Raw genomic sequence first — 18,808 nt, forward strand, 5'->3', positions numbered from 1 at the left:
ATAAAAATAGAGATAAACAGGATGGAGAGCACCATGAAAACAACACGTCAGAACGCATTGATTTTCTCGTTTACTTTTATGGCTTTTATTCTGGGTACGACGGAGTATATTATTGTTGGTTTACTCTCTGAAATATCCTCAAGCCTCGGAGTTACGCTTGCGACAGCCGGGGGATTGGTATCTGGCTTCGCGATTTCTTATGCCATTGGCACACCAATTATGATGTCCTTGTGCAGCCGTGTTCCGAAACGGATTACGATTCTTGTATCACTTGTATTGATTTTACTGCTAAATTTGTGGAGTGCTGTAACTGGAACTTACAGTATGCTGCTGGTGACTAGAATAGTTACTGCCATACTATGTGGCTTTGTTCTTTCTGTAGCCATTACGGTAGCGAATGAAGCGGTTGATCAGGAGAAGAGAGGCAAAGCGATTGCTACAATTTTGAGTGGTTTTGCTATTGCGAATGTTTTTGGTGTGCCGATCGGTACTTTCGTCGGGCAGTTTTTTAATTGGCCAGCAGCGTTTGTTCTGAATGGGATATTAGCTGGAGTTGCCATAGTCCTAAATTATATCTATATTCCACGCCAATTACCGAAACCTGTGCCTAGCTCACTCAAGGATCAGATCGGATTGCTCACAAACGGCCGCGTTATTCTTGCATTTCTCATTCCGGTTACGGCAGTGGGAGCCGTATTTGTGATGTACACTTACATTACACCTATACTGGAGCAAGTCATGAACGTTCCTAAAAGCTCAGTTAGCGGTGTGCTGTTTGTATACGGAATTGCCACGATTGTCAGCAACTGGATTGGTGGCAAGGTTGCGACCGGGAATGCGGTTAGTAAGCTGAGATTCGTGTTCCTTATCCAAGCTGTGGTCTATGTTATCTTTAGTATGACCGCATCTGTTTCCATTCTAGGAATGATTGTGCTAATGACTCTAGCCATGATGTCGAGTATTGTGAGCGCCCCTGCGCAGCTCTATTTGATTGACTTAGCTAAGCAGTTCTCACCAAAAACGAAGGATCTTGCTGCCTCATTGAATCCAGTAGCCTCAAACCTGGGAATTGCAGGCGGGTCCGCGATCGGTGGAGTGGTTGCCGGGCATGGAGGATTAATCTCTCTTCCTGTAGCTGCTGCCATCCTGGCGATATTGGCCTGTGTGATTACGTTGATATGTTATAAGATGGATCATCAAAGCCAAGCAGCGGTCATCACTCAGCATCATAACTTAACCTAATGAGATGATATAAAATATCCCGGCTTCATACGAGTTCATTGAACTTGTGTGGAGCCTTTTTTATATGGAAAGCTTCAAAGCGTTGACTTCCTACAGATTCAGTGCTAAACTTATCTTAAGTTAAAGATATTTAAAGTGAAGATAAAAAACTCGATGCTATCCACCAAAGAGCTTGTACAGTAGAAAAAGATCTTTTTTTAAAGTAATATCTTAACATTAAGATAATTAAACTAAACCTTTTTGTTCTTGGGAATTATATTACGAGTCAAAATCAACTAAACATTAGGAGTGTATAACAATGAGAAACTTAAAAGGGATTCACCACGTTACAGCCATCACAAGCAGTGCAGAGAAAAATTACGAGTTTTTTACTTACGTGTTAGGTATGCGTCTAGTGAAGAAAACAGTTAATCAAGATGATATTCAGACGTATCATTTGTTTTTTGCAGATGATAAGGGCAGCGCCGGAACAGATATGACCTTCTTTGATTTTCCTAACATCCCTAAAGGGGTTCATGGAACTAACGAGATTGCGAAAACATCCTTCCGGGTACCAACAGATGCAGCATTAGACTACTGGGTTAAGCGTTTTGATCGGCTTGCAGTGAAGCATACCGGCATTAAAGAGCAATTCGGCAAAAAGACATTATCTTTCGTAGATTTCGATGATCAACAGTATCAACTTATTTCAGATGAATTGAATAAAGGTGTCGTATCAGGTACACCGTGGCAAAAAGGGCCTATCCCTTTGGAGTATGCAATAACTGGCTTGGGACCGATCTTTGTACGAATTGCTGACTTCAACTATTTCAAAGAAGTATTGGAGAAAGTAATGTTGTTTAAAGAAATTGCTCAGGAAGAGACGTATCATTTATTTGAAGTTGGCGAAGGCGGAAACGGTGCACAAATTATTGTAGCGCATAATGAGTTCTTACCGAATTCACGCCAAGGTTTTGGGACTGTTCACCATGCTGCTTTCCGTGTAGAGGATCGTGCGATGCTGGACGAGTGGACAGAGCGTTTTGAAGGCTTTGGATTCCAAACTTCAGGATATGTAGATCGTCACTTCTTCGAGTCGTTGTATACACGTGTAGCACCACAAATATTGTTTGAGCTTGCCACTGACGGGCCAGGATTTATGGGAGATGAGGAATATGAGACCGTTGGCGAGAAGCTTTCTTTGCCACCTTTCTTGGAACCTAAACGTGAGCAAATTGAGAAGTTAGTCCGTCCTATTGATACCGTTAGAAGTACGATCGACTTTGTGAAAGAGTGAAGAAGGGGCTGAGGAAATTGATTTCAATGGATCCAAAGCACAACAGTGAGCGGGAAAATTACAAATTATTAATTGGCACTATTATTCCTAGGCCAATAGCCTTTGTCACAACACAATCAGAAGAGGGTCTCTTAAATGGTGCACCTTTTAGCTATTTTAATATCGTTTCGTCTAATCCTCCAATGGTTTCATTGGCAATTCAAAGACCAGCAGGGCGTTTAAAAGATACAGCCCGTAATATTTACGATAATCAACAGTTTGTTGTGCATATTGTAGATGAGGAGAATGTTGCGAAGATCAATCAGACTGCAGCCACATTACCTGCTTCTGAAAGTGAAATTGAACTGGCGAATCTTACACCGATTCAAAGTACAAGTGTTGCTGTGCCTGGCGTTTTGGAGGCGAAGGTGCGGATGGAGTGCAAGCTTGTTCAAGCAATTCCTCTAGGTGGCGAAGAACCTGGGAGTGACTTGTTTATTGGCGAAATTGTTCAATTCCATATCGATGAATCGATCTATCAGGAAGGGCATATTGACCCGAGAGTTCTAAACGCTGTGAGCCGTTTGGCGGGAAATAATTACGCAACCCTTGGAGAGATTTTTACAATAGATAGGCCGGAATAAGCAACTATAGAATAGACCTGCTAGTAAGCAATGAAGCCTACTTAGCAGGTCTTTTTGTGTACCGAAGCTACAGCTCGTCCGCAACCCCCAACAAAGCAATCCCTAGAATCACAACGATAATAATGGCATATTGTGCCTTGCTTAGTTTTTCTTTGAGGAAGATTCGCGATAATATTACGGAAAAAATGCTGTATGAAGCAATAAGTGGTGCCGCGATAATCGCGTTGCTGGACATAGCAAATACGTAGAAGAATTGTCCGGTCGTTTCCAGAATGGCTGCGAAGCCCTTATCCCGTTCTTTAAATAGGTTGAACTTTACCTTTTTAAAAAATTTCAGGTATGTAAAAGACAAGATGGCACATATAAAGAAGGTGTATTCATACGCGAGCAGAGCTGCTTTTTCGCTAATCAGGCTGAGTTCATCCAAATAAATAGCATCGGCAAAGGTGCCAAGTCCATCGATTAGGCAGTATAGGATTGGAAAAATGATGGCGATCACGCCAATCTGATATTTTTTATCAATCTGTGTGGTGCTGTTTTGAAGCGCTTGGTGTTCTGCTTTCTTTTCCAAGATGGCGATCCCGATAATGCCCAAGGTGATAACGGCAACACCAACGATTTCAAGCGCCCCTAGCTCATGGGTGAAAAAGATAAATAATAATATCGTCGTTACAGCGCCAGATGAATTTTGTACGGGGGAGGCAATGGATAACTCAATATATCTGAGTCCAATATAACCAACTGCCATCGACAGGATATAGAGTGCAGACACAGGGAAATATCGGATTAAGTCCATAGGATCAAAGGTTAATCCTTGAATGAGCATATAAGCTGTTGCGTGAATACCCATGACTATCCCCACGATAATGACAATCTTAATATGGCTATACCGATCCTGACTATCGGTCCCCTTTTTATAAAATAAGTCAGCCCCTCCCCAAGCGAAGGCTGTTAATAATGCAAACATAAACCACATGATCATTGCTCCTTGCTGTAGATTAAAATCCCCGCCGATTATACCAGATTAGATTCTACACAGGGTGCTCATTTCATCACACATAAAAAATACACCCTCTAGAATCGACCGGACAAACCAAAGGTTTATCAAATGTCTATTCTAAAGGGTGTACTTCATAACATAACAGAGGGGTAAGGCGCTATCTTAACGTAGAGTTTTCAATGCGCCACTCCAAGCCAAGACTTGATCCAGCATCCCATTAAGATTGGTAAGATGCAGATCCGCTGGTTTAAACACAGTTCCGTTCTCGAAATCAGTGAACAGTGACAATGCAGGGTGTACACGAACGTCTGCTACAGATAGTTCTCCCAAGATTCCGCGTAGATGTTCAGCTGCACGAGCGCCCCCTACGGAACCATAACTTACGATACCTGCTGCTTTATTATTCCAAGCTTCACGGGCATAATCGAGCGCATTTTTCAGTGATGCAGAAATACTGTGGTTATATTCTTGTACGATAAATACGAAACCGTCTAGTGTAGCAAGTTTAGTGTTCCATGCTGTTGCTTGTTCAGTTGCATCAGCCTCACCCAATAGTGGAAGCTTGAAATCTGCAATATCTATGATCTCATAATTAGCATCCCCGCGTGCATCCGCAATCTTTTTAACCCATTCTCCTACTTGCGGGCTTAAACGACCTTGACGAGTACTTCCAAGAATAATACCGATGTTTAATTTTGACATTGTTTGTTCCTCCTCAAATTTTGTTCTACCAAATAGTTTGTCTAGAAATCCCATGAAGTACACAACCTTTAAAAATTATTTATCTCAAGAGTAGTAAACTCTGGTTGTCTTTAAGTTAAGTATCTTTAAGATGAGATAATAATACCGCACACAGTGTGCTTTGTCAAGCAACTTTATAATAGTTAGTTTATAGCTTTGCTTCACCTTTACAAAATTAGTTGTTAGGAATATAATTGTTTAAGCAACTATTAAAACAGTGTTAATTGAGAAGGGATACGATCATGACGACAAAGCATAACCAATCCGAGCTTACGTTAGGATTTATGATGGGCACGACTTATCGTAAATTAAGCATGTTATTTCAAAGTGGGCTGAAAGAACATGATATAACACCGGAGCAATGGTCAGTCCTTTTTCATATTGACAGAACGGAAGGTTTGATTCAGAAGGACATTGCTAAGCGCTCTGGTAAGGATAAGCCAACTACAACGCGAATTCTGGATCATTTGGAAGGAAAGGGACTGATTTACAAAAGAACCGGTGAGAACGATCGGCGTTCTTTTAAAGTCTATATTACGGAAAAAGGAAGGTCTCTGGTGAAGGAAACCGTTCCTATTGAAGATAAGGTGACAGAAGAGATTATGAACTGTATTTCTAGTAAGGAATATGAGTTGCTCATGGAATTGCTGCTAAGAATAAACAATCATGTAGATCAAATAACAGATGGAGAGTAGGAAGGCAAGTTATGTTAGAACAACAAGAACTACGTACGAAATTATGGACCAAATCTTTTATTGCTTTAACGATTAGTGCTTTATTTTTATTTATGAATTTACAGATGTTGTTATCTTCATTTCCGTCTTACGTAAAAAGCGAATTTCAGGCCGGAGATATTATGGTCAGCCTCGTTACCAGCGTCTTTGCATTAACTGCGATTGCTTCACGTTTTATGACCGCTTTTCTGATGCGGAAGGTTAGCCGCAATGTATTATTATATATTGGTTTAGCAATTGCCGCCGCTATTACCGGCCTTTATGTTGTAGCAGATTCCATTGGCTCGCTGCTGCTGATGCGTGTGGGCTATGGGATTGGATTCGGGATTGCCAGCACGATTATTCCCACGATTGTTTCACAGATTATTCCGAGCAAAAGAATGGGTGAAGGGATAGGTTATTTCGGTTTATCTACCAGTCTGGCGATGTCGATTGGTCCAATGATTGGCTTGAATGTGATGAAACAATCGGGTTTTGGAACACTGGCTATGATCGGTATGGTAACCTTACTTCTTGCCTTTCCAGTACTTTTATTTTCTCGTTCACTTCCAGCTCAACCGAAAAAACAGCCTACCCCAACTCAAAGCGAATCCACCAAACCTCTCAAGGTTCCGTTTAATACAAAGTTAGTATTGCCTGCCATTCTAAATGTCATGTTGGCAATTACCTACGGGGGATTGCTAAGCTTTATCGCTTTATTCGGCGAATCAGTTCATCTGGAGCAAGTGGGTTTGTTCTTTTTATTTAATGCGGTTACGATCATCATTATAAGACCTATCTCCGGCAGATTATTTGATAAAAGAGGACCTGCTTCTGTCCTAATCCCGGCGGCGGTTTGCGTCGTTGCAAGCTTAACTGTGCTTTCTTATACGACCTCTATGCCAATGCTCATCGTTTCTGCACTGCTGTATGGACTTGGCTTCGGCGCTATTCAGCCAACGATCCAGGCTTGGATGCTTCGCACCTCAACTCCAGCACAATATGGTATGGCCAACAGTATGTTCTATAACTCAACGGATTTGGGTGTAGCCAGCGGAGCCATTATTCTGGGGGCAATCTCGGCAGCAACTGATTATGGGATAATGTATCGTTATTCGGCTGGGTTTATGGTGTTGTTCCTTATCGTGTATGTGGGAATTCAGATTAACAAGGCTAGAGTGAATCCATCAACCTTAAGTCAATAGGGCTCGGAGATTAAGCCAATCTTTATCTGCTATTCATATTATTTTAAGCTAAGAGGGTTATAGTAATCACATAACCCCCTTATAATATAGACTTTGACCCTGCCGGACGTTGGCAGGGTCCTTTTTTTGTGTATGAAGAGAAGAAGTACATTATGTCGATGCACTTTTCTGGCAGGATGGATTATGCTTAGAAGAATAGGAATCGAAGGGGGAGAGATTTGCGAATGAATATGACATGGAACTTAGATAGTTTATATCCTTCCTTTGAATCGGAGCAGTTAAAAAGGGATCGCAAGCTACTGGACCAGCATATACAAGATTTAAAGCGGTGGGCTGAGCACCATTTGAAAGTAAAAGACGTTACAGCCATGCCTGTGGAGGGCTTTTTAAGAATTTATAATGATTATAAAAGCATATATGTATGCTTGTTAGCTTATGCAGAGTTAACACTCAGCGCAGATCGTGGCTCCGAGGAAGCCATGAATCTTGCTGATGATATTGAGGAGGCCAATTCAGAAATCATCGGGGTAGTTGTGGCTTTTAAGCGCTGGTTTAGCACTTGTGATCATATGGATGAGCTTATCGTTAGCTCACCTTATCTAATGGAGCATCAATTTTATTTGCGAGAACTCCTGTTACAATCCCGCTATGAGTTAAGCGAAGAACTTGAAATGGCCATAGCCAAAATGCAGAGTACCGGATCCAAAGCATGGAGCAGACTGTATATGGAGAGGACTTCAAGTGCACTTGCAGATTTAGTGGTAGATGGGGAAACTAGACAAGTGACACTTGCGGAGCTAAGAAGTATGGCTTATGAGAATAATGCCAGCTTAAGAAAAGCTGCTTATGAAGCGGAGGCAGAAGCCTGTAGTCTTATTGCTGAGGTCTGCGCAGCCAGCTTAAATGGCATTAGTGGTGAGGCGGTGACGATTTATGGCATGCGGGGTTATCAATCTTCTCTGGAAAAAGTGTTAATCGCTTCGAGAATGGACAGTGAGACTTTAGCCGCTATGCTCACTGCTCTTCGGGAGAGCCTGCCAGCCTTTCATACCTATTATAAAAAGAAAGCCGAGCTGCTGGGACATCCGGCAAAGCTGCCTTTTTACGATATTTTTGCACCAGTCGGTGTAGAAAACGGGAAAATTACATACGCTAACGCCAAAGATACAATCATCTCGAGCTTCGCAACCTTTAGTGAGGAACTGTCTTGTTTTGCTCAGAAGGCTTTTGATCAGCAATGGATTGATGCAGAACCTAGATCAGGCAAAGGGGGGTATGGACTTTGCATTGATATTTTTCCGATTGGCGAGAGCAGAATTATGACCCAGTTCACCGGAAATGCCATAGATATTAGTATCCTTGCCCATGAGCTCGGCCATGCCTATCATAGCTCCTGTCTGGCTAATGAAACGATGCTGAATACGGATTACCCGATTCCGATTGCTGAAACGGCTTCGATTTTTTGTGAGACGATAGTGAACCATGCCATAATTACAAATTCAACGGAGAAGGAAGCTCTGCTTATTCTGGAGAGAAGTATTTCTGATGCCGGTTATTATCTTGTAGACTTTTATGCCCGTTATTTATTTGAGATCAAATTATATGAGAGAAGAGCATTAGGCCCGCTGTCTGTTCAAGAGCTAAATGAATTGATGATTGCCTGTATGGTGGAAGCCTATGGTGAGGGCATTGACCCGGGTACAATCCATCCGTACATGTGGATGAACAAAGCTGGATATTTTATGGCTAGTAATGAATTTTTGAATTTTCCGTATTCCTTTGGTTTGTTATTCTCTAAAGGGCTGTACGCGGAATATTTAAAGAGGGGCGAAGAGTTCGCCCCTAAGTATCGCCAGTTCCTTAGGGATACCAGCAAACATAATATTGTTGATGTAGCAAAAACAATGGATCTAGATGTTCACTCCGTCGACTTCTGGAGAAGTGCATTGAAGCTGATAGAGAGCGACATTGGGGTGTTCATCGCTAAAGCCTAAACAACTCTCCAATTATGGTCACAGGTAGCTTCAATTTGGCCATGCTTTTCAATGTAGTCCGTGACAATTTCAGATATGTCGATCATAATTTCTTGAACAATCGGTTTACCCTTATACATCTCATAATCTCCGCCACCGCTGGCTCTATAATTGTTCATAACAACCTCATATTCTTTAGAGTCCTCTATAGGCTGACCTTGGTACAGCAGATGGAGGACTCTTTCGCCTACAGGTCTAGCGGTATCAAGCTCGTATTGTATTCCTTCCCACATATCATAATTGTAATGCTGCGGTTTAGGCTCGATGTAGGCGGGGTTAACGATTATTCCGTTTTCGTCTTGTTGGAAATAGTTAGCGGTTTGTTCTAAGGCCTCTCTAATATCTTGTCCTGTCAGTCTTAGGACGGTTAAGGTGTTGGGATAAATGAAGTTCGATAAAATGTCTCTGCGTGTGATGGTTTCGCTGAAACCCTTGCAATCGTTACTGAGTAAGGCTGCTGTAGAAATATCTATGCCAGTAGCCTCCATTTGTACCTTATTCATAAATTCTATAAAAGGGTGGTCAGCTAAGCGGCATTCATCAGCACTGGAAATAGACAGGTCCCCGATAACCGTTCCTATTCTCTCATCCAGCCAAGTTTGTGTTTCTGATTCAAGAGTACTGCTCAGCTCTAGGATTATTTCATCTGCAGCTGTTGTCTCATTAACGTTAAGGAGCTCGGCATGTTTACGCTGAATCTTCCAGTGTGTATTTTCTTTTTGGAAAATAACCGAAATTTTACCGAGGGAAAGTCCATTACAACCAGGTTGTATGATTGTAACACCGTTCAACTCTCCAGCTATGGAGCGGTGCTGATGTCCGGTAATTAGCACATCTATGCCCTCTACCTCTGTACACATGGCGTAGGCTTGATTCTCCCCCGTTAGTCTTTCTACAGGTTCTCCACTGCTTAGATCGCGTTCGAATCCGCCGTGGTAAGCTACAACGAGCAGATCAGGCTGCTCTTCTGCCCGTATAATGGCACACCAATGCTTTACAGTCTCTAGCGAATCCTCAAATTGAAGCCCTTCAATATGGCTAGGGTTCTCCCAGTGGGGGATGTAATGCGTCGTAACCCCTAGAACGGCTACTTTGATTTTATCTACCCATTTGATGATATAGGGTTTACCAAAGGCGGGTTGATTTGTCGTGTTATCTATAATTCCAGCTGATAACCAAGGAAAGCAGGAATCCTGAACGGCTTTATTCAGCAGAGTTTTGCCAAAATTGAATTCATGGTTGCCAATAATTGCAGCGTCATATTTCAATTCATTTAGTGCAGCTATGCCCGGATTCAGCTCATTACTATAATGTGTAGCTGCATAATAAGTTAACGGTGTGCCTTGAATAAGATCACCGTTATCTATAAGGATCAGCTCAGGAGTATGGGATCTTTCTTGTTTAATGAGGGTAGCAATTGTTGCTAAGCCTGCTGGTCGTTTCTCCCCCGTGCGGTAATCGACGGGCCCAAAATGTCCATGTAGATCACTTGTTACGAGGATTTCACAGGTTATTGAATTCTCTTTATTCATAGGTAGCCCCTCCTGATAATAAGTTCAGACCTCATTCTAGCAGATAATTTGGTAACTTTAAGAGATTGGAATAAATTTTACATATATTTGATGCTTGGTTGCTATTGATTTAATAAAACACATCTATAGTTTAGAAGTACTCAAAAATAAAAATAGAAAACAGTGGAGGTCTTTCGTTTGAGAAAAATCAGTAAATTCGTATTGCCGCTAATGATGTCTATTACATTGCTTAGTGGTTGTGGCGCTAACAACACTACAAATAATGCAAACCAAGGATCGACGGACGGGGCAAATGCACCGAAGGAAACGGCAGCTCCTGTAGCAGAGGGTTATGTTCCAGAGAAGCTTACTGTACAATTTGTTCCTTCTCAAAATGCAGATACGCTCGAAGCTAAAGCGAAACCTCTTGAAAAATTACTGGGTGACAAGCTCGGTATTCCTGTAGAAGTAAGTGTCTCTACTGATTACAACACCGTTATCGAAGCTATGGCCTCTAAAAAAGTGGATGTAGGTTTCCTTCCTCCAACTGCTTACGTGTTAGCTAAAGAAAAAGGAGCAGCTGAGGTTATTCTTCAGGCTCAACGTTTTGGTGTAAATGATGAAACCGGTGGTCCAACAGATGAATTAGCGGATTTCTATAAATCTATGATTATCGTCAAGAAGGATTCTGCGATCAAATCGGTTGCCGATTTGAAAGGTAAAAAAATTGCCTATCAAAACGTTACATCCTCAGCAGGTTTTGTATGGCCGGCTGCAACACTAATGGATGCAGGACTTGATCCGTTGAAGGATGTACAAGCCATTACGGTTAAAGGTCATGATCAAGGCGTGCTTGCTGTGCTGAATGGTGACGTAGATGCAGCAGCTATTTTCCAAGATGCCCGGAACACGGTCGTTAAGGATTATCCAAAAGTATTTGAAGATACTCAAGTTCTCGCCTTTACTGATAAAATTCCTAACGATACGATTTCGGTCCGTTCAGATATGAATAAAGAATGGATAGAAAAAATCCAGCAGGCATTCATTGATATCGCAGCTGACACAGAAGGCCATGAGATTATCAAAGACATTTACTCTCATGAAGGTTATGTGAAATCACAAGACAGCAACTTTGACATTGTTCGCGAATACAACAGTAAAGTAAAAACAGAGTAGAACAGGCCGTTCAAGGATACAACGATGTTGGTGTATAACAGGCATTAAGGATAGCCAGCTCCGGATTCCCCCCCGGATCTGGCTATCTCTTTTATACGAATATACGAAAACACATAAAGGGATGATTTCATGATAGAGCTTCGTAATGTATCCAAAACGTATCTAAACGGAACCAAAGGATTAAACAACATTAACCTGACCATTCCAGCCGGAGAATTTGTAGCTATTGTTGGTCTTTCGGGAGCAGGGAAGTCGACCTTGCTGCGTTCCATTAACCGGCTTCATGATATTTCCGAAGGTAATATTCTTATTAACGGGCAGTCCATCACGAATGCAAAAGGAAGCCGGCTACGAATGATCCGTAGGAATATCGGAATGATCTTTCAAAGCTTCAACTTAGTGAAACGTACGACGGTGCTTCGTAATGTTTTGGCAGGACGGGTGGGCTATCATTCCACACTGCGGACGATACTTGGCAGATTCCCACAGAAGGATATTGATTTAGCCTTTGAGTCTCTCGATCGGGTCAATATTGCTGAGAAGGCCTACACACGTGCAGATCAACTATCTGGAGGTCAGCAGCAGCGCGTGGCTATTGCTCGTGTTCTTGCGCAGGAGGCGCAAATTATCCTTGCAGATGAACCTGTCGCTTCACTGGATCCACTGACGACCAAGCAGGTTATGGATGATTTGAAAAAGATTAATATGGAGCTTGGGATTACGACCATCGTGAATTTACATTTTATCGACCTCGCTAGAGAATATGCCACCCGGATTATTGGGCTCCGGGCAGGAGAAGTTGTCTTCGATGGTCCTGTATCCGAGGCCACCGATGAGAAATTTGCTGAGATTTACGGCAGACCGATTCATCAGGATGAGTTGTTAGGTGAGCCTGTAAGCGGAGGCATGTGATATGAGTGTGAATGCAGAGAAGCTACATCCCAAACCACCAAGGAAGATAAAGCATTATTTTACAGCCATTATATTAGTAGTATTACTGTGGAGAAGTGCGGTCTTGACCGATTCATCCATTGGAGAGCTGATCTCCGGTCTGCCGAATATGCTTGATTTGCTTAAGGAAATGTTTCCCCCGAACTGGGGGTATTTTGACAACATTATAGATGCGATGCTGGAGACGATCCGGATGGCGCTGGTTGGCACAACGTTTGGTGCCATTCTTGCGGTTCCGGTTGCGCTGTTGTGTGCAAGCAATATTACGCAAAGCCGTTGGCTTCATTATCCGGTTCGTATGCTGCTGAACCTGATCCGTACGATTCCCGATCTGCTGTTGGCTTCTATCTTTGTGGCTATTTTCGGCCTCGGTGCGCTTCCTGGGATATTTGCATTGACGATATTTTCGTTGGGGCTGATCGCTAAGCTTACCTATGAAACGATGGAGACGATTGATCAAGGACCTTTGGAAGCAATGACTTCAGTGGGGGCTAATAAGATTCAACGCATTATGTTCGGAGTCATTCCACAGGTACAGGCTCATTTTATGTCTTATGTCCTATATGCCTTCGAGATTAATGTTCGTGCTGCGGCGGTTTTAGGTCTGGTAGGAGCGGGTGGGATCGGCCACTATTATGAAGTTACCCTAGGCTTTTTGGAATACGATAAGACTTGCACCATCATCTTGTTCACATTAGCAGTAGTACTGATTATTGATTATGTAAGCACTAAGCTGCGGGAGAAATTAATATGAGTAAATCATGGAATACCCTTGTCCCTAAACCCCGTAAAAATCGTTTTCGTTGGCTGATTTATGTAGCCCTAGCCGCGTTATATATTTGGGCTTTTTCGGGAGTGCCGTTTAATGGATTCAAAGAAACCGCCGGGATCATTACTAAAGCAATTTTTGCCGGGATATTCTCACCTGACTGGGCCTTCGTTTATTTACCAGATGGGGAGGATCTCCTGCGGGGATTGCTCGAGACGTTAGCTATTTCAATCCTAGGCACTTTTATCTCGACCTTTTTATGTATTCCTTTTGCATTTTGGGCTGCAGTTAACATGAGCAAGGGAAAGGTAATTTCAGGTTCCGGCAAGCTGATGTTGAGCTTTATACGAACCTTCCCTGAGATTATTATGGCTTTGTTATTTATCAAGGCTGTTGGACCGGGTTCTTTTGCAGGTGTGCTGGCTCTGGGACTACATTCGGTGGGCATGCTCGGCAAATTGTTCGCGGATGAGATTGAGAATATCGACAACGGTCCACTCGAAGCTTTAATTTCTTCTGGTGCCAGCCGCATGCAGGTATTGTGGTTTGCGGTGTTGCCGCAGGTGCTGCCGGGATTCTTATCCTATACCTTATATAGATTCGAAATTAACGTTCGTTCGGCTACGATTCTAGGTGTGATTGGAGCAGGGGGGATCGGCACACCGTTAATCTTCGCGCTCAGTTCACGGAATTGGGACCGCGTGGGGATTATACTGCTAGGTATCATTGCGATGATCACAATTATTGATTTGATTTCCGGCAAGATCCGGAAGAAGCTGGTGTAACCGAGTTGCATAATGATATGTAAGACAAAGACCTCCTTAGGGTATGAACCGAACCTAGGGGAGGTCTTTTATGATATGATCCATACTATATTGGACCATTCGAAAATGTATGAAAAAGTAATAATTATTTTTTCTGAAACATATGTTGGTCTATCCGACTTGTACCAAAGGAGTTGAAGGTTTGGAATCTGCGCTTATTGGCAGCTTTGTATCGGCAATGGCTACCGTTCTTGGAGCATTTCCGATCCTGTTCGTGAAGAGGTTATCCGAGAAGTGGAAAGATATCCTCGTAGCCTTCACTGCGGGGATTATGGTGTCCGCCTCCACGTTTGGACTCATGCCGCAATCGATCAAAGAATCGGGGATTATCGCTTTAACCTTGGGCTTGATTACCGGAGTGCTGCTGCTTGATTTAATTGAAAATAACATCCCACATATCGATGTGGAGAATAAGCCCGGTTATACCAATATGGATTCAAAAGCGCTGCTTGTTATGATTGCGCTGTTCATCCACAACATACCAGAAGGCCTCAGTACAGGTTTCAGTTATGCCAGCGAACAGTCCAGTTTAGGTCCTACCGTGGCGATTGCCATTGGCGCACAGAATATGCCGGAAGGTTTGATTCTTGCGGTCTTTCTGATGAATTCGCGAACTAGCAAGCTAAAAGCCTTAGGAATCGTTACACTTACCGGCTTGATGGAGATGGTATCTGCGGTGATCGGGTATTTTACTGCCAGTTACCTGCATAATGTTGTGGGTTATGGTCTAGCTTTTGCAGCCGGGGCTATGCTCTTTATCGTTTACAAGGAGCTGATTCCGGAGAGTCATGGCCATGGTTATGAGCGGCCTTCGACGTATTCTTTTATTTTTGGATTATTGATCATGGTGTACATCACGCAGATATTTGGGTGAGCAATTAACTCTAATCTATAAAAAAGAAGACCAATGAAATGCCAGAGCAGCTTTAAGCTGCCTGACCTCATTGGTCTTTGCTGTTATAACTAAGCTTTATCCCCGCAGAATTGCCTCAATTTGCTCTAGCTCTTCAGTGCTAAGCTCTGGGGCATTTAAGGAAGCGACGGCATCTTCAATCTGGCTTACCTTACTTGCGCCGATCAATGCAGAAGTTACTTTGCCTCCACGGAGTACCCAAGATAACGCTAGCTGAGACATTTTTTGTCCACGTGCAGCAGCAATCTCGTTCAGTTTGCGAACCTTGCCGATCGCCTCTTCGGTAATGGCATTCTCAGACAGGAATACACTTGGACCAGCGGCACGGGAATCAGGAGCGATTCCGTTTAGATAGCGATCGGTCAGTATGCCACCTTGTAGCGGGGAGAACACAATGGAGCCGATGCCTTCTTCAGACAATACATCCTGCAAGCCATCTTCAATCCAGCGGGACATCATGGAATAGTTTGGCTGATGAATCAGGCATGGCGTGCCAAGTCGACGCAGAATTTGTGCCGCTTCGCGTGTTTGTTCAGGTCCGTAATTCGAAATCCCGACATACAGCGCTTTACCTTGGCGTACCACGAGGTCCAGCGCAGCCATGGTTTCTTCCAGTGGTGTATTTGGATCTGGGCGGTGGTGATAGAAAATATCAACATAATCCAGTCCCATACGTTTTAAGCTTTGATCTAGGCTGGAGACGAGATATTTTTTGGAGCCCCATTCACCATAAGGACCAGCCCACATATAATAACCAGCTTTAGTAGAGATAACCATCTCATCACGATAAGGGGTCAGATCCTTTTTAAGAATTTGGCCAAAACTTTCTTCGGCGGAGCCTGCGGGTGGACCGTAATTATTGGCAAGGTCAAAATGAGTGATTCCAAGATCAAAAGCTCTTCTTACCATGGCGCGGCCATTCTCAAATAAGTCGTTGCCGCCAAAGTTATGCCATAGACCAAGCGAGATCGCTGGCAGGAGTAGACCGCTCTTTCCGGTGCGATTATATTTCATATTGTCATATCTGGTAGCGCTTGCGTTATACATGATTTATTCCTCCTATAAACACTTATTACTTAGTACGTTACGTCCTTATTGTAGCGAAAGATCGCGGACAAACGTATGTCAGCAAGGAAGAAGTTTATAGTACAATGTCATTTTCGAGATGACGGCTACGGTATTCTTTTGGCGAACAACCTTTCACCTTCTTGAACATCCGTGAAAAGAGTAAGGGGTCCTGATAGCCCACAGAACGTGAGATTTCACCAATCGTGCATAAGGTCTCTGTCAGCAGCTCGCATGCCTTAGCGATGCGGAAATTTAATAAATACTGCTGTGGTGGCATACCTATTGTCCGTTTGAACAAGGAGGATAAATATTTGCGATCCAGCTTGAGCGAAGAGGACATCATCTCAACCGAAATATTTTCACAATAATGTGTATGCAAAAAGTGCAGGCATTGCTCGACGTAAATACTCTTTTGACGTGGTAAAGGAAGTACATCTGGAACTGCTGGCACCGCTCGAAGTAACAGAGAAAAGAACTCATACATAATTGCTTTTAGAGGTAGATCCAGACTGTCCGAAGCTTCAGCTGCTTGTGTCAGGAGCTCGTATAATTTCGGCATAAGCTGTTCATCCATTGGAAAGATCGGGTGCTCAGGTGACAAGGCGGTTTTGGCCAAAATATAATCAACCTGCTCCCCGGTAAAAGCTACCCAAGAATAGGTCCATGGATTTGCAGTGTCTGCTGTGTAGGCAGTTACGATATGCGGATAGGTGAGAAAAGCTTGTCCTGGCCTAAGATAATGGGTCTGTTCACCCACAGTAACTTCACCTGTTCCTGCATGGATAAAATGTATTTTATATACGTCACGGACCCCAGGTCCAAAAAAATGTCCGGGAAGACACTGCTCCCGCCCCCAGTAATGGAGATGCAGGTCGGGATTGCCTCGGAAGGGACGCTCAGAATTATAGTTAAATATCGCCATGGATGATTCCTTCTCTTTCTTCTATAGAGTTAATCAAGGTAGTTGTACCCGCTTACTTTTATTATACAGCATATTTTAGAAGGAATATTAACTCGTAATTGCAGACAATTCAAAGATCGTAGTTTATCCCTGTCCAGTTTGGTTAAGTAAGCTATGAAGCTGAACGTATGAGCTAACTACATCAATAGGAGGTAATGGAGATGAATAAGAGAATAGTGGGTGTCTTTGCTGCCGAATACGAAGCTTCGCGAGCTATTGAGGAGTTGAAGCGTCAGGGCTGTAGGACAGAGGATATTTCGATTATCGCGAGAAATAAAGCGGATGAGGAAACTCTTAGAGACGAGTCAGGAACCGTGGCCCCGGAAGGTATGGCTACAGGTGCAGCTACTGGTGGCCTGCTGGGTGGAGTAACGGGGCTGCTGATGGGAATTGGCGCTTTGGCTATTCCTGGTATTGGACCTATTATTGCAGCCGGCCCTCTTGCGGCAACACTAGCCGGAGCGGCGATAGGCGCAGGCAGTGGCGGGTTAGTCGGCGGACTTATTGGCCTTGGCATCCCTGAAGAGGAAGCAGAGAGCTACGATAATTACGTGGATGAAGGTCATATTCTAGTAATGGCGGATGTGGAAGGCGAGCAGAAGGAGCAAGAAGTGAAACAAATCTTCGCAAAGTATAACAGCCTGAACGCAGAACGCTTTGAGAAAGTTGCTAATATAGATCCATTAGCGAGTGAACGTATTGGAAATAAATAAGAAGCAATTAGCATTCAGTGTAAAAAAACAAAACAGGCTATCTCACTAGCAAAGGATACTGCTAGTGAGATAGCCTGTTTTTTGTGGTTTTATAGAGAGACAGCATTTTGCCTAACGGTTAGCGCAGCCGGTATTTCTTTTCCTGGCAGGAAATGAATGCTGCGGATATAGCGGATCGTCCCGCTCTGTGCCCGCATAATTACCGAATGTGTCTCCGCGCGTTCTTTACCGATGAAACGGACGCCGTTCAGGAACTCACCTGACGTTACACCCGTGGCGGCAAAGAGGACGTCGCCCGTGCCAACCATGTCTTCCATGTATAGCACTCGCGTTGGATTGGCAATTCCCATGCGTACACAGCGCTGTAGCTCTACTGGTCCATCCGGGAGCAATCTGCCCTGCATTTCACCACCAAGGCATTTCAGTGCAGCGGCAGCAAGAACACCTTCGGGTGCTCCGCCGGAACCCATATATAAATCGACATCGCTGTCTGGCAGTGCAGCCGCAATAGCGCCAGCGACATCTCCGTGACCAAGCAGCTTAATTCGTACCCCGGCTTCACGCAGGCTATTAATCAGCTGCTCATGCCGTTTGCGATCCAGCACCATTACGGTTAACTCGGAGAGGGATTTGCCAGTGTAATGGCAGGCTTTTTGCAGAGTGATCTCTACAGGGTCCTCGAGTCTAAGCTTACCGGCAAGTTCAGGCCCGCAGGCTAACTTTTCCATATAAATGTCCGGGGCATGCAGCAGGCTGCCTTTATCTGCTATAGCAATAACAGATTGCGCATTATGCAGGCCGCAGGCAACAACCTCAGTTCCTTCGAGAGGATCGACGGCTACATCGACAGAGGGACCTTTTTGGTTCCCGACTTTCTCACCAATATAGAGCATTGGAGCATCATCCATCTCTCCTTCACCTATCACAACAGTTCCGTCGATGGACACAGAATCGAACATGGAACGGATCGCAGTCGTGGCTGCATCATCTGCCGCATTTTTATCACCCCGTCCAATCCAACGAGCCGAGGATAAAGCACCTAGTTCAGTTACCCGTACAATCTCAAGGGCCAGTTCGCGCTCCATTCTA

At 43.7% G+C, this 18,808-nt stretch carries 18 protein-coding genes; 12 read left to right on the top strand and 6 right to left on the bottom strand.

The window, feature by feature from the left end:
- Positions 1-33: 33 nt before the first annotated feature.
- From MHB37_RS05090 to MHB37_RS05100, 3 genes are all read left to right on the top strand, one after another.
- The gene (locus tag MHB37_RS05090; protein WP_405169009.1) at positions 34-1,242 is read left to right on the top strand and encodes an MFS transporter; all 1,209 of its coding nucleotides are present in this window, start codon (positions 34-36) and stop codon (positions 1,240-1,242) included.
- 298 nt (positions 1,243-1,540) lie between these two features.
- Positions 1,541-2,518: a ring-cleaving dioxygenase gene (locus tag MHB37_RS05095; RefSeq protein WP_405169010.1), complete on the top strand. Its 978-nt coding sequence runs from the start codon at positions 1,541-1,543 to the stop codon at positions 2,516-2,518.
- Between the two features lie 17 nt (positions 2,519-2,535).
- The gene (locus tag MHB37_RS05100) at positions 2,536-3,141 is read left to right on the top strand and encodes a flavin reductase family protein (protein ID WP_076187301.1); all 606 of its coding nucleotides are present in this window, start codon (positions 2,536-2,538) and stop codon (positions 3,139-3,141) included.
- Positions 3,142-3,208: 67 nt separating this feature from the next.
- Here the strand turns inward: MHB37_RS05100 and MHB37_RS05105 are convergent, their stop codons facing one another.
- Both MHB37_RS05105 and MHB37_RS05110 read right to left on the bottom strand, forming a co-directional pair.
- Positions 3,209-4,117: an EamA family transporter gene (locus tag MHB37_RS05105; protein ID WP_405169011.1), complete on the bottom strand. Its 909-nt coding sequence runs from the start codon at positions 4,115-4,117 to the stop codon at positions 3,209-3,211.
- Positions 4,118-4,303: 186 nt separating this feature from the next.
- Positions 4,304-4,843 carry an NADPH-dependent FMN reductase gene (locus MHB37_RS05110; RefSeq protein WP_036676495.1) on the bottom strand — a complete coding sequence of 180 codons (540 nt, stop codon included), beginning with the start codon at positions 4,841-4,843 and terminating at the stop codon, positions 4,304-4,306.
- A 281-nt stretch (positions 4,844-5,124) separates the two neighbouring features.
- On the opposite strand from MHB37_RS05110, the gene MHB37_RS05115 reads away from it, so the two are divergent.
- The 3 genes from MHB37_RS05115 (at position 5,125) to MHB37_RS05125 (ending at position 8,794) form a co-directional block, all read left to right on the top strand.
- Entirely contained in the window at positions 5,125-5,577 is a 453-nt protein-coding gene (locus tag MHB37_RS05115) for a MarR family winged helix-turn-helix transcriptional regulator (protein WP_036676493.1), read from the top strand.
- 11 nt (positions 5,578-5,588) lie between these two features.
- Positions 5,589-6,800: an MFS transporter gene (locus tag MHB37_RS05120; protein WP_038568957.1), complete on the top strand. Its 1,212-nt coding sequence runs from the start codon at positions 5,589-5,591 to the stop codon at positions 6,798-6,800.
- A 224-nt stretch (positions 6,801-7,024) separates the two neighbouring features.
- Entirely contained in the window at positions 7,025-8,794 is a 1,770-nt protein-coding gene (locus MHB37_RS05125; RefSeq protein ID WP_405169012.1) for a M3 family oligoendopeptidase, read from the top strand.
- Here the strand turns inward: MHB37_RS05125 and MHB37_RS05130 are convergent.
- On the bottom strand, positions 8,791-10,365 hold the full coding sequence (locus MHB37_RS05130) for a bifunctional UDP-sugar hydrolase/5'-nucleotidase (RefSeq protein WP_076309560.1): 1,575 nt from the start codon (positions 10,363-10,365) through the stop codon (positions 8,791-8,793). The genes MHB37_RS05125 and MHB37_RS05130 overlap by 4 nt on opposite strands.
- A 177-nt stretch (positions 10,366-10,542) precedes the next feature.
- Between MHB37_RS05130 and MHB37_RS05135 the strand changes: the two genes are divergently transcribed.
- The 5 genes from MHB37_RS05135 (at position 10,543) to MHB37_RS05155 (ending at position 14,938) form a co-directional block, all read left to right on the top strand.
- Positions 10,543-11,520 carry a phosphate/phosphite/phosphonate ABC transporter substrate-binding protein gene (locus MHB37_RS05135; RefSeq protein ID WP_038568963.1) on the top strand — a complete coding sequence of 326 codons (978 nt, stop codon included), beginning with the start codon at positions 10,543-10,545 and terminating at the stop codon, positions 11,518-11,520.
- 129 nt (positions 11,521-11,649) lie between these two features.
- The gene (gene phnC, locus MHB37_RS05140) at positions 11,650-12,432 is read left to right on the top strand and encodes a phosphonate ABC transporter ATP-binding protein (RefSeq protein ID WP_405169013.1); all 783 of its coding nucleotides are present in this window, start codon (positions 11,650-11,652) and stop codon (positions 12,430-12,432) included.
- Between the two features lies 1 nt (position 12,433).
- Positions 12,434-13,225: a phosphonate ABC transporter, permease protein PhnE gene (phnE, locus tag MHB37_RS05145; RefSeq protein ID WP_340012000.1), complete on the top strand. Its 792-nt coding sequence runs from the start codon at positions 12,434-12,436 to the stop codon at positions 13,223-13,225.
- A complete protein-coding gene (gene phnE, locus MHB37_RS05150; protein ID WP_036676480.1) occupies positions 13,222-14,025 on the top strand; it encodes a phosphonate ABC transporter, permease protein PhnE in 804 nt (267 codons plus the stop codon). Before phnE (MHB37_RS05145) ends, phnE (MHB37_RS05150) begins: the two co-directional genes overlap by 4 nt.
- A 181-nt stretch (positions 14,026-14,206) precedes the next feature.
- Positions 14,207-14,938: a ZIP family metal transporter gene (locus tag MHB37_RS05155; RefSeq protein WP_076309221.1), complete on the top strand. Its 732-nt coding sequence runs from the start codon at positions 14,207-14,209 to the stop codon at positions 14,936-14,938.
- 96 nt (positions 14,939-15,034) lie between these two features.
- On the opposite strand, the gene MHB37_RS05160 is transcribed toward MHB37_RS05155, so the two are convergent.
- Both MHB37_RS05160 and MHB37_RS05165 read right to left on the bottom strand, forming a co-directional pair.
- Positions 15,035-16,024, bottom strand: a complete 990-nt coding sequence (locus MHB37_RS05160; RefSeq protein ID WP_405169014.1) for an aldo/keto reductase — start codon at positions 16,022-16,024, stop codon at positions 15,035-15,037.
- A 94-nt stretch (positions 16,025-16,118) separates the two neighbouring features.
- Complete coding sequence (locus MHB37_RS05165; protein ID WP_076220789.1) at positions 16,119-16,967, bottom strand: AraC family transcriptional regulator; 849 nt, start codon at positions 16,965-16,967, stop codon at positions 16,119-16,121.
- A gap of 200 nt (positions 16,968-17,167) precedes the next feature.
- Between MHB37_RS05165 and MHB37_RS05170 the strand changes: the two genes are divergently transcribed.
- Positions 17,168-17,719, top strand: coding sequence for a general stress protein (locus MHB37_RS05170; RefSeq protein WP_076220788.1), 552 nt, complete (start codon positions 17,168-17,170; stop codon positions 17,717-17,719).
- An 89-nt stretch (positions 17,720-17,808) separates the two neighbouring features.
- Here the strand turns inward: MHB37_RS05170 and glpX are convergent, their stop codons facing one another.
- Positions 17,809-18,804 (bottom strand): class II fructose-bisphosphatase, encoded by a 996-nt coding sequence (glpX, locus tag MHB37_RS05175; protein ID WP_076278048.1) that lies wholly within the window; start codon positions 18,802-18,804, stop codon positions 17,809-17,811.
- Positions 18,805-18,808: the final 4 nt, after the last annotated feature.

This window comes from Paenibacillus sp. FSL H3-0286 (assembly GCF_045040705.1).
GTDB lineage: Bacteria > Bacillota > Bacilli > Paenibacillales > Paenibacillaceae > Paenibacillus_AQ > Paenibacillus_AQ odorifer.

Excerpts from the sequence above, each read along its gene's own strand:
- MHB37_RS05160 (WP_405169014.1), bottom strand. The coding sequence starts at position 16,024 with ATGTATAACGCAAGCGCTACCAGATATGACAATATGAAATATAATCGC.
- MHB37_RS05130 (WP_076309560.1), bottom strand. The coding sequence starts at position 10,365 with ATGAATAAAGAGAATTCAATAACCTGTGAAATCCTCGTAACAAGTGAT.
- MHB37_RS05170 (WP_076220788.1), top strand. The coding sequence starts at position 17,168 with ATGAATAAGAGAATAGTGGGTGTCTTTGCTGCCGAATACGAAGCTTCG.
- MHB37_RS05125 (WP_405169012.1), top strand. The coding sequence starts at position 7,025 with ATGAATATGACATGGAACTTAGATAGTTTATATCCTTCCTTTGAATCG.
- glpX (WP_076278048.1), bottom strand. The coding sequence starts at position 18,804 with ATGGAGCGCGAACTGGCCCTTGAGATTGTACGGGTAACTGAACTAGGT.
- phnE (WP_036676480.1), top strand. The coding sequence starts at position 13,222 with ATGAGTAAATCATGGAATACCCTTGTCCCTAAACCCCGTAAAAATCGT.
- MHB37_RS05120 (WP_038568957.1), top strand. The coding sequence starts at position 5,589 with ATGTTAGAACAACAAGAACTACGTACGAAATTATGGACCAAATCTTTT.
- MHB37_RS05090 (WP_405169009.1), top strand. The coding sequence starts at position 34 with ATGAAAACAACACGTCAGAACGCATTGATTTTCTCGTTTACTTTTATG.
- MHB37_RS05115 (WP_036676493.1), top strand. The coding sequence starts at position 5,125 with ATGACGACAAAGCATAACCAATCCGAGCTTACGTTAGGATTTATGATG.
- MHB37_RS05110 (WP_036676495.1), bottom strand. The coding sequence starts at position 4,843 with ATGTCAAAATTAAACATCGGTATTATTCTTGGAAGTACTCGTCAAGGT.
- MHB37_RS05095 (WP_405169010.1), top strand. The coding sequence starts at position 1,541 with ATGAGAAACTTAAAAGGGATTCACCACGTTACAGCCATCACAAGCAGT.
- phnC (WP_405169013.1), top strand. The coding sequence starts at position 11,650 with ATGATAGAGCTTCGTAATGTATCCAAAACGTATCTAAACGGAACCAAA.
- MHB37_RS05165 (WP_076220789.1), bottom strand. The coding sequence starts at position 16,967 with ATGGCGATATTTAACTATAATTCTGAGCGTCCCTTCCGAGGCAATCCC.
- MHB37_RS05105 (WP_405169011.1), bottom strand. The coding sequence starts at position 4,117 with ATGTGGTTTATGTTTGCATTATTAACAGCCTTCGCTTGGGGAGGGGCT.
- phnE (WP_340012000.1), top strand. The coding sequence starts at position 12,434 with ATGAGTGTGAATGCAGAGAAGCTACATCCCAAACCACCAAGGAAGATA.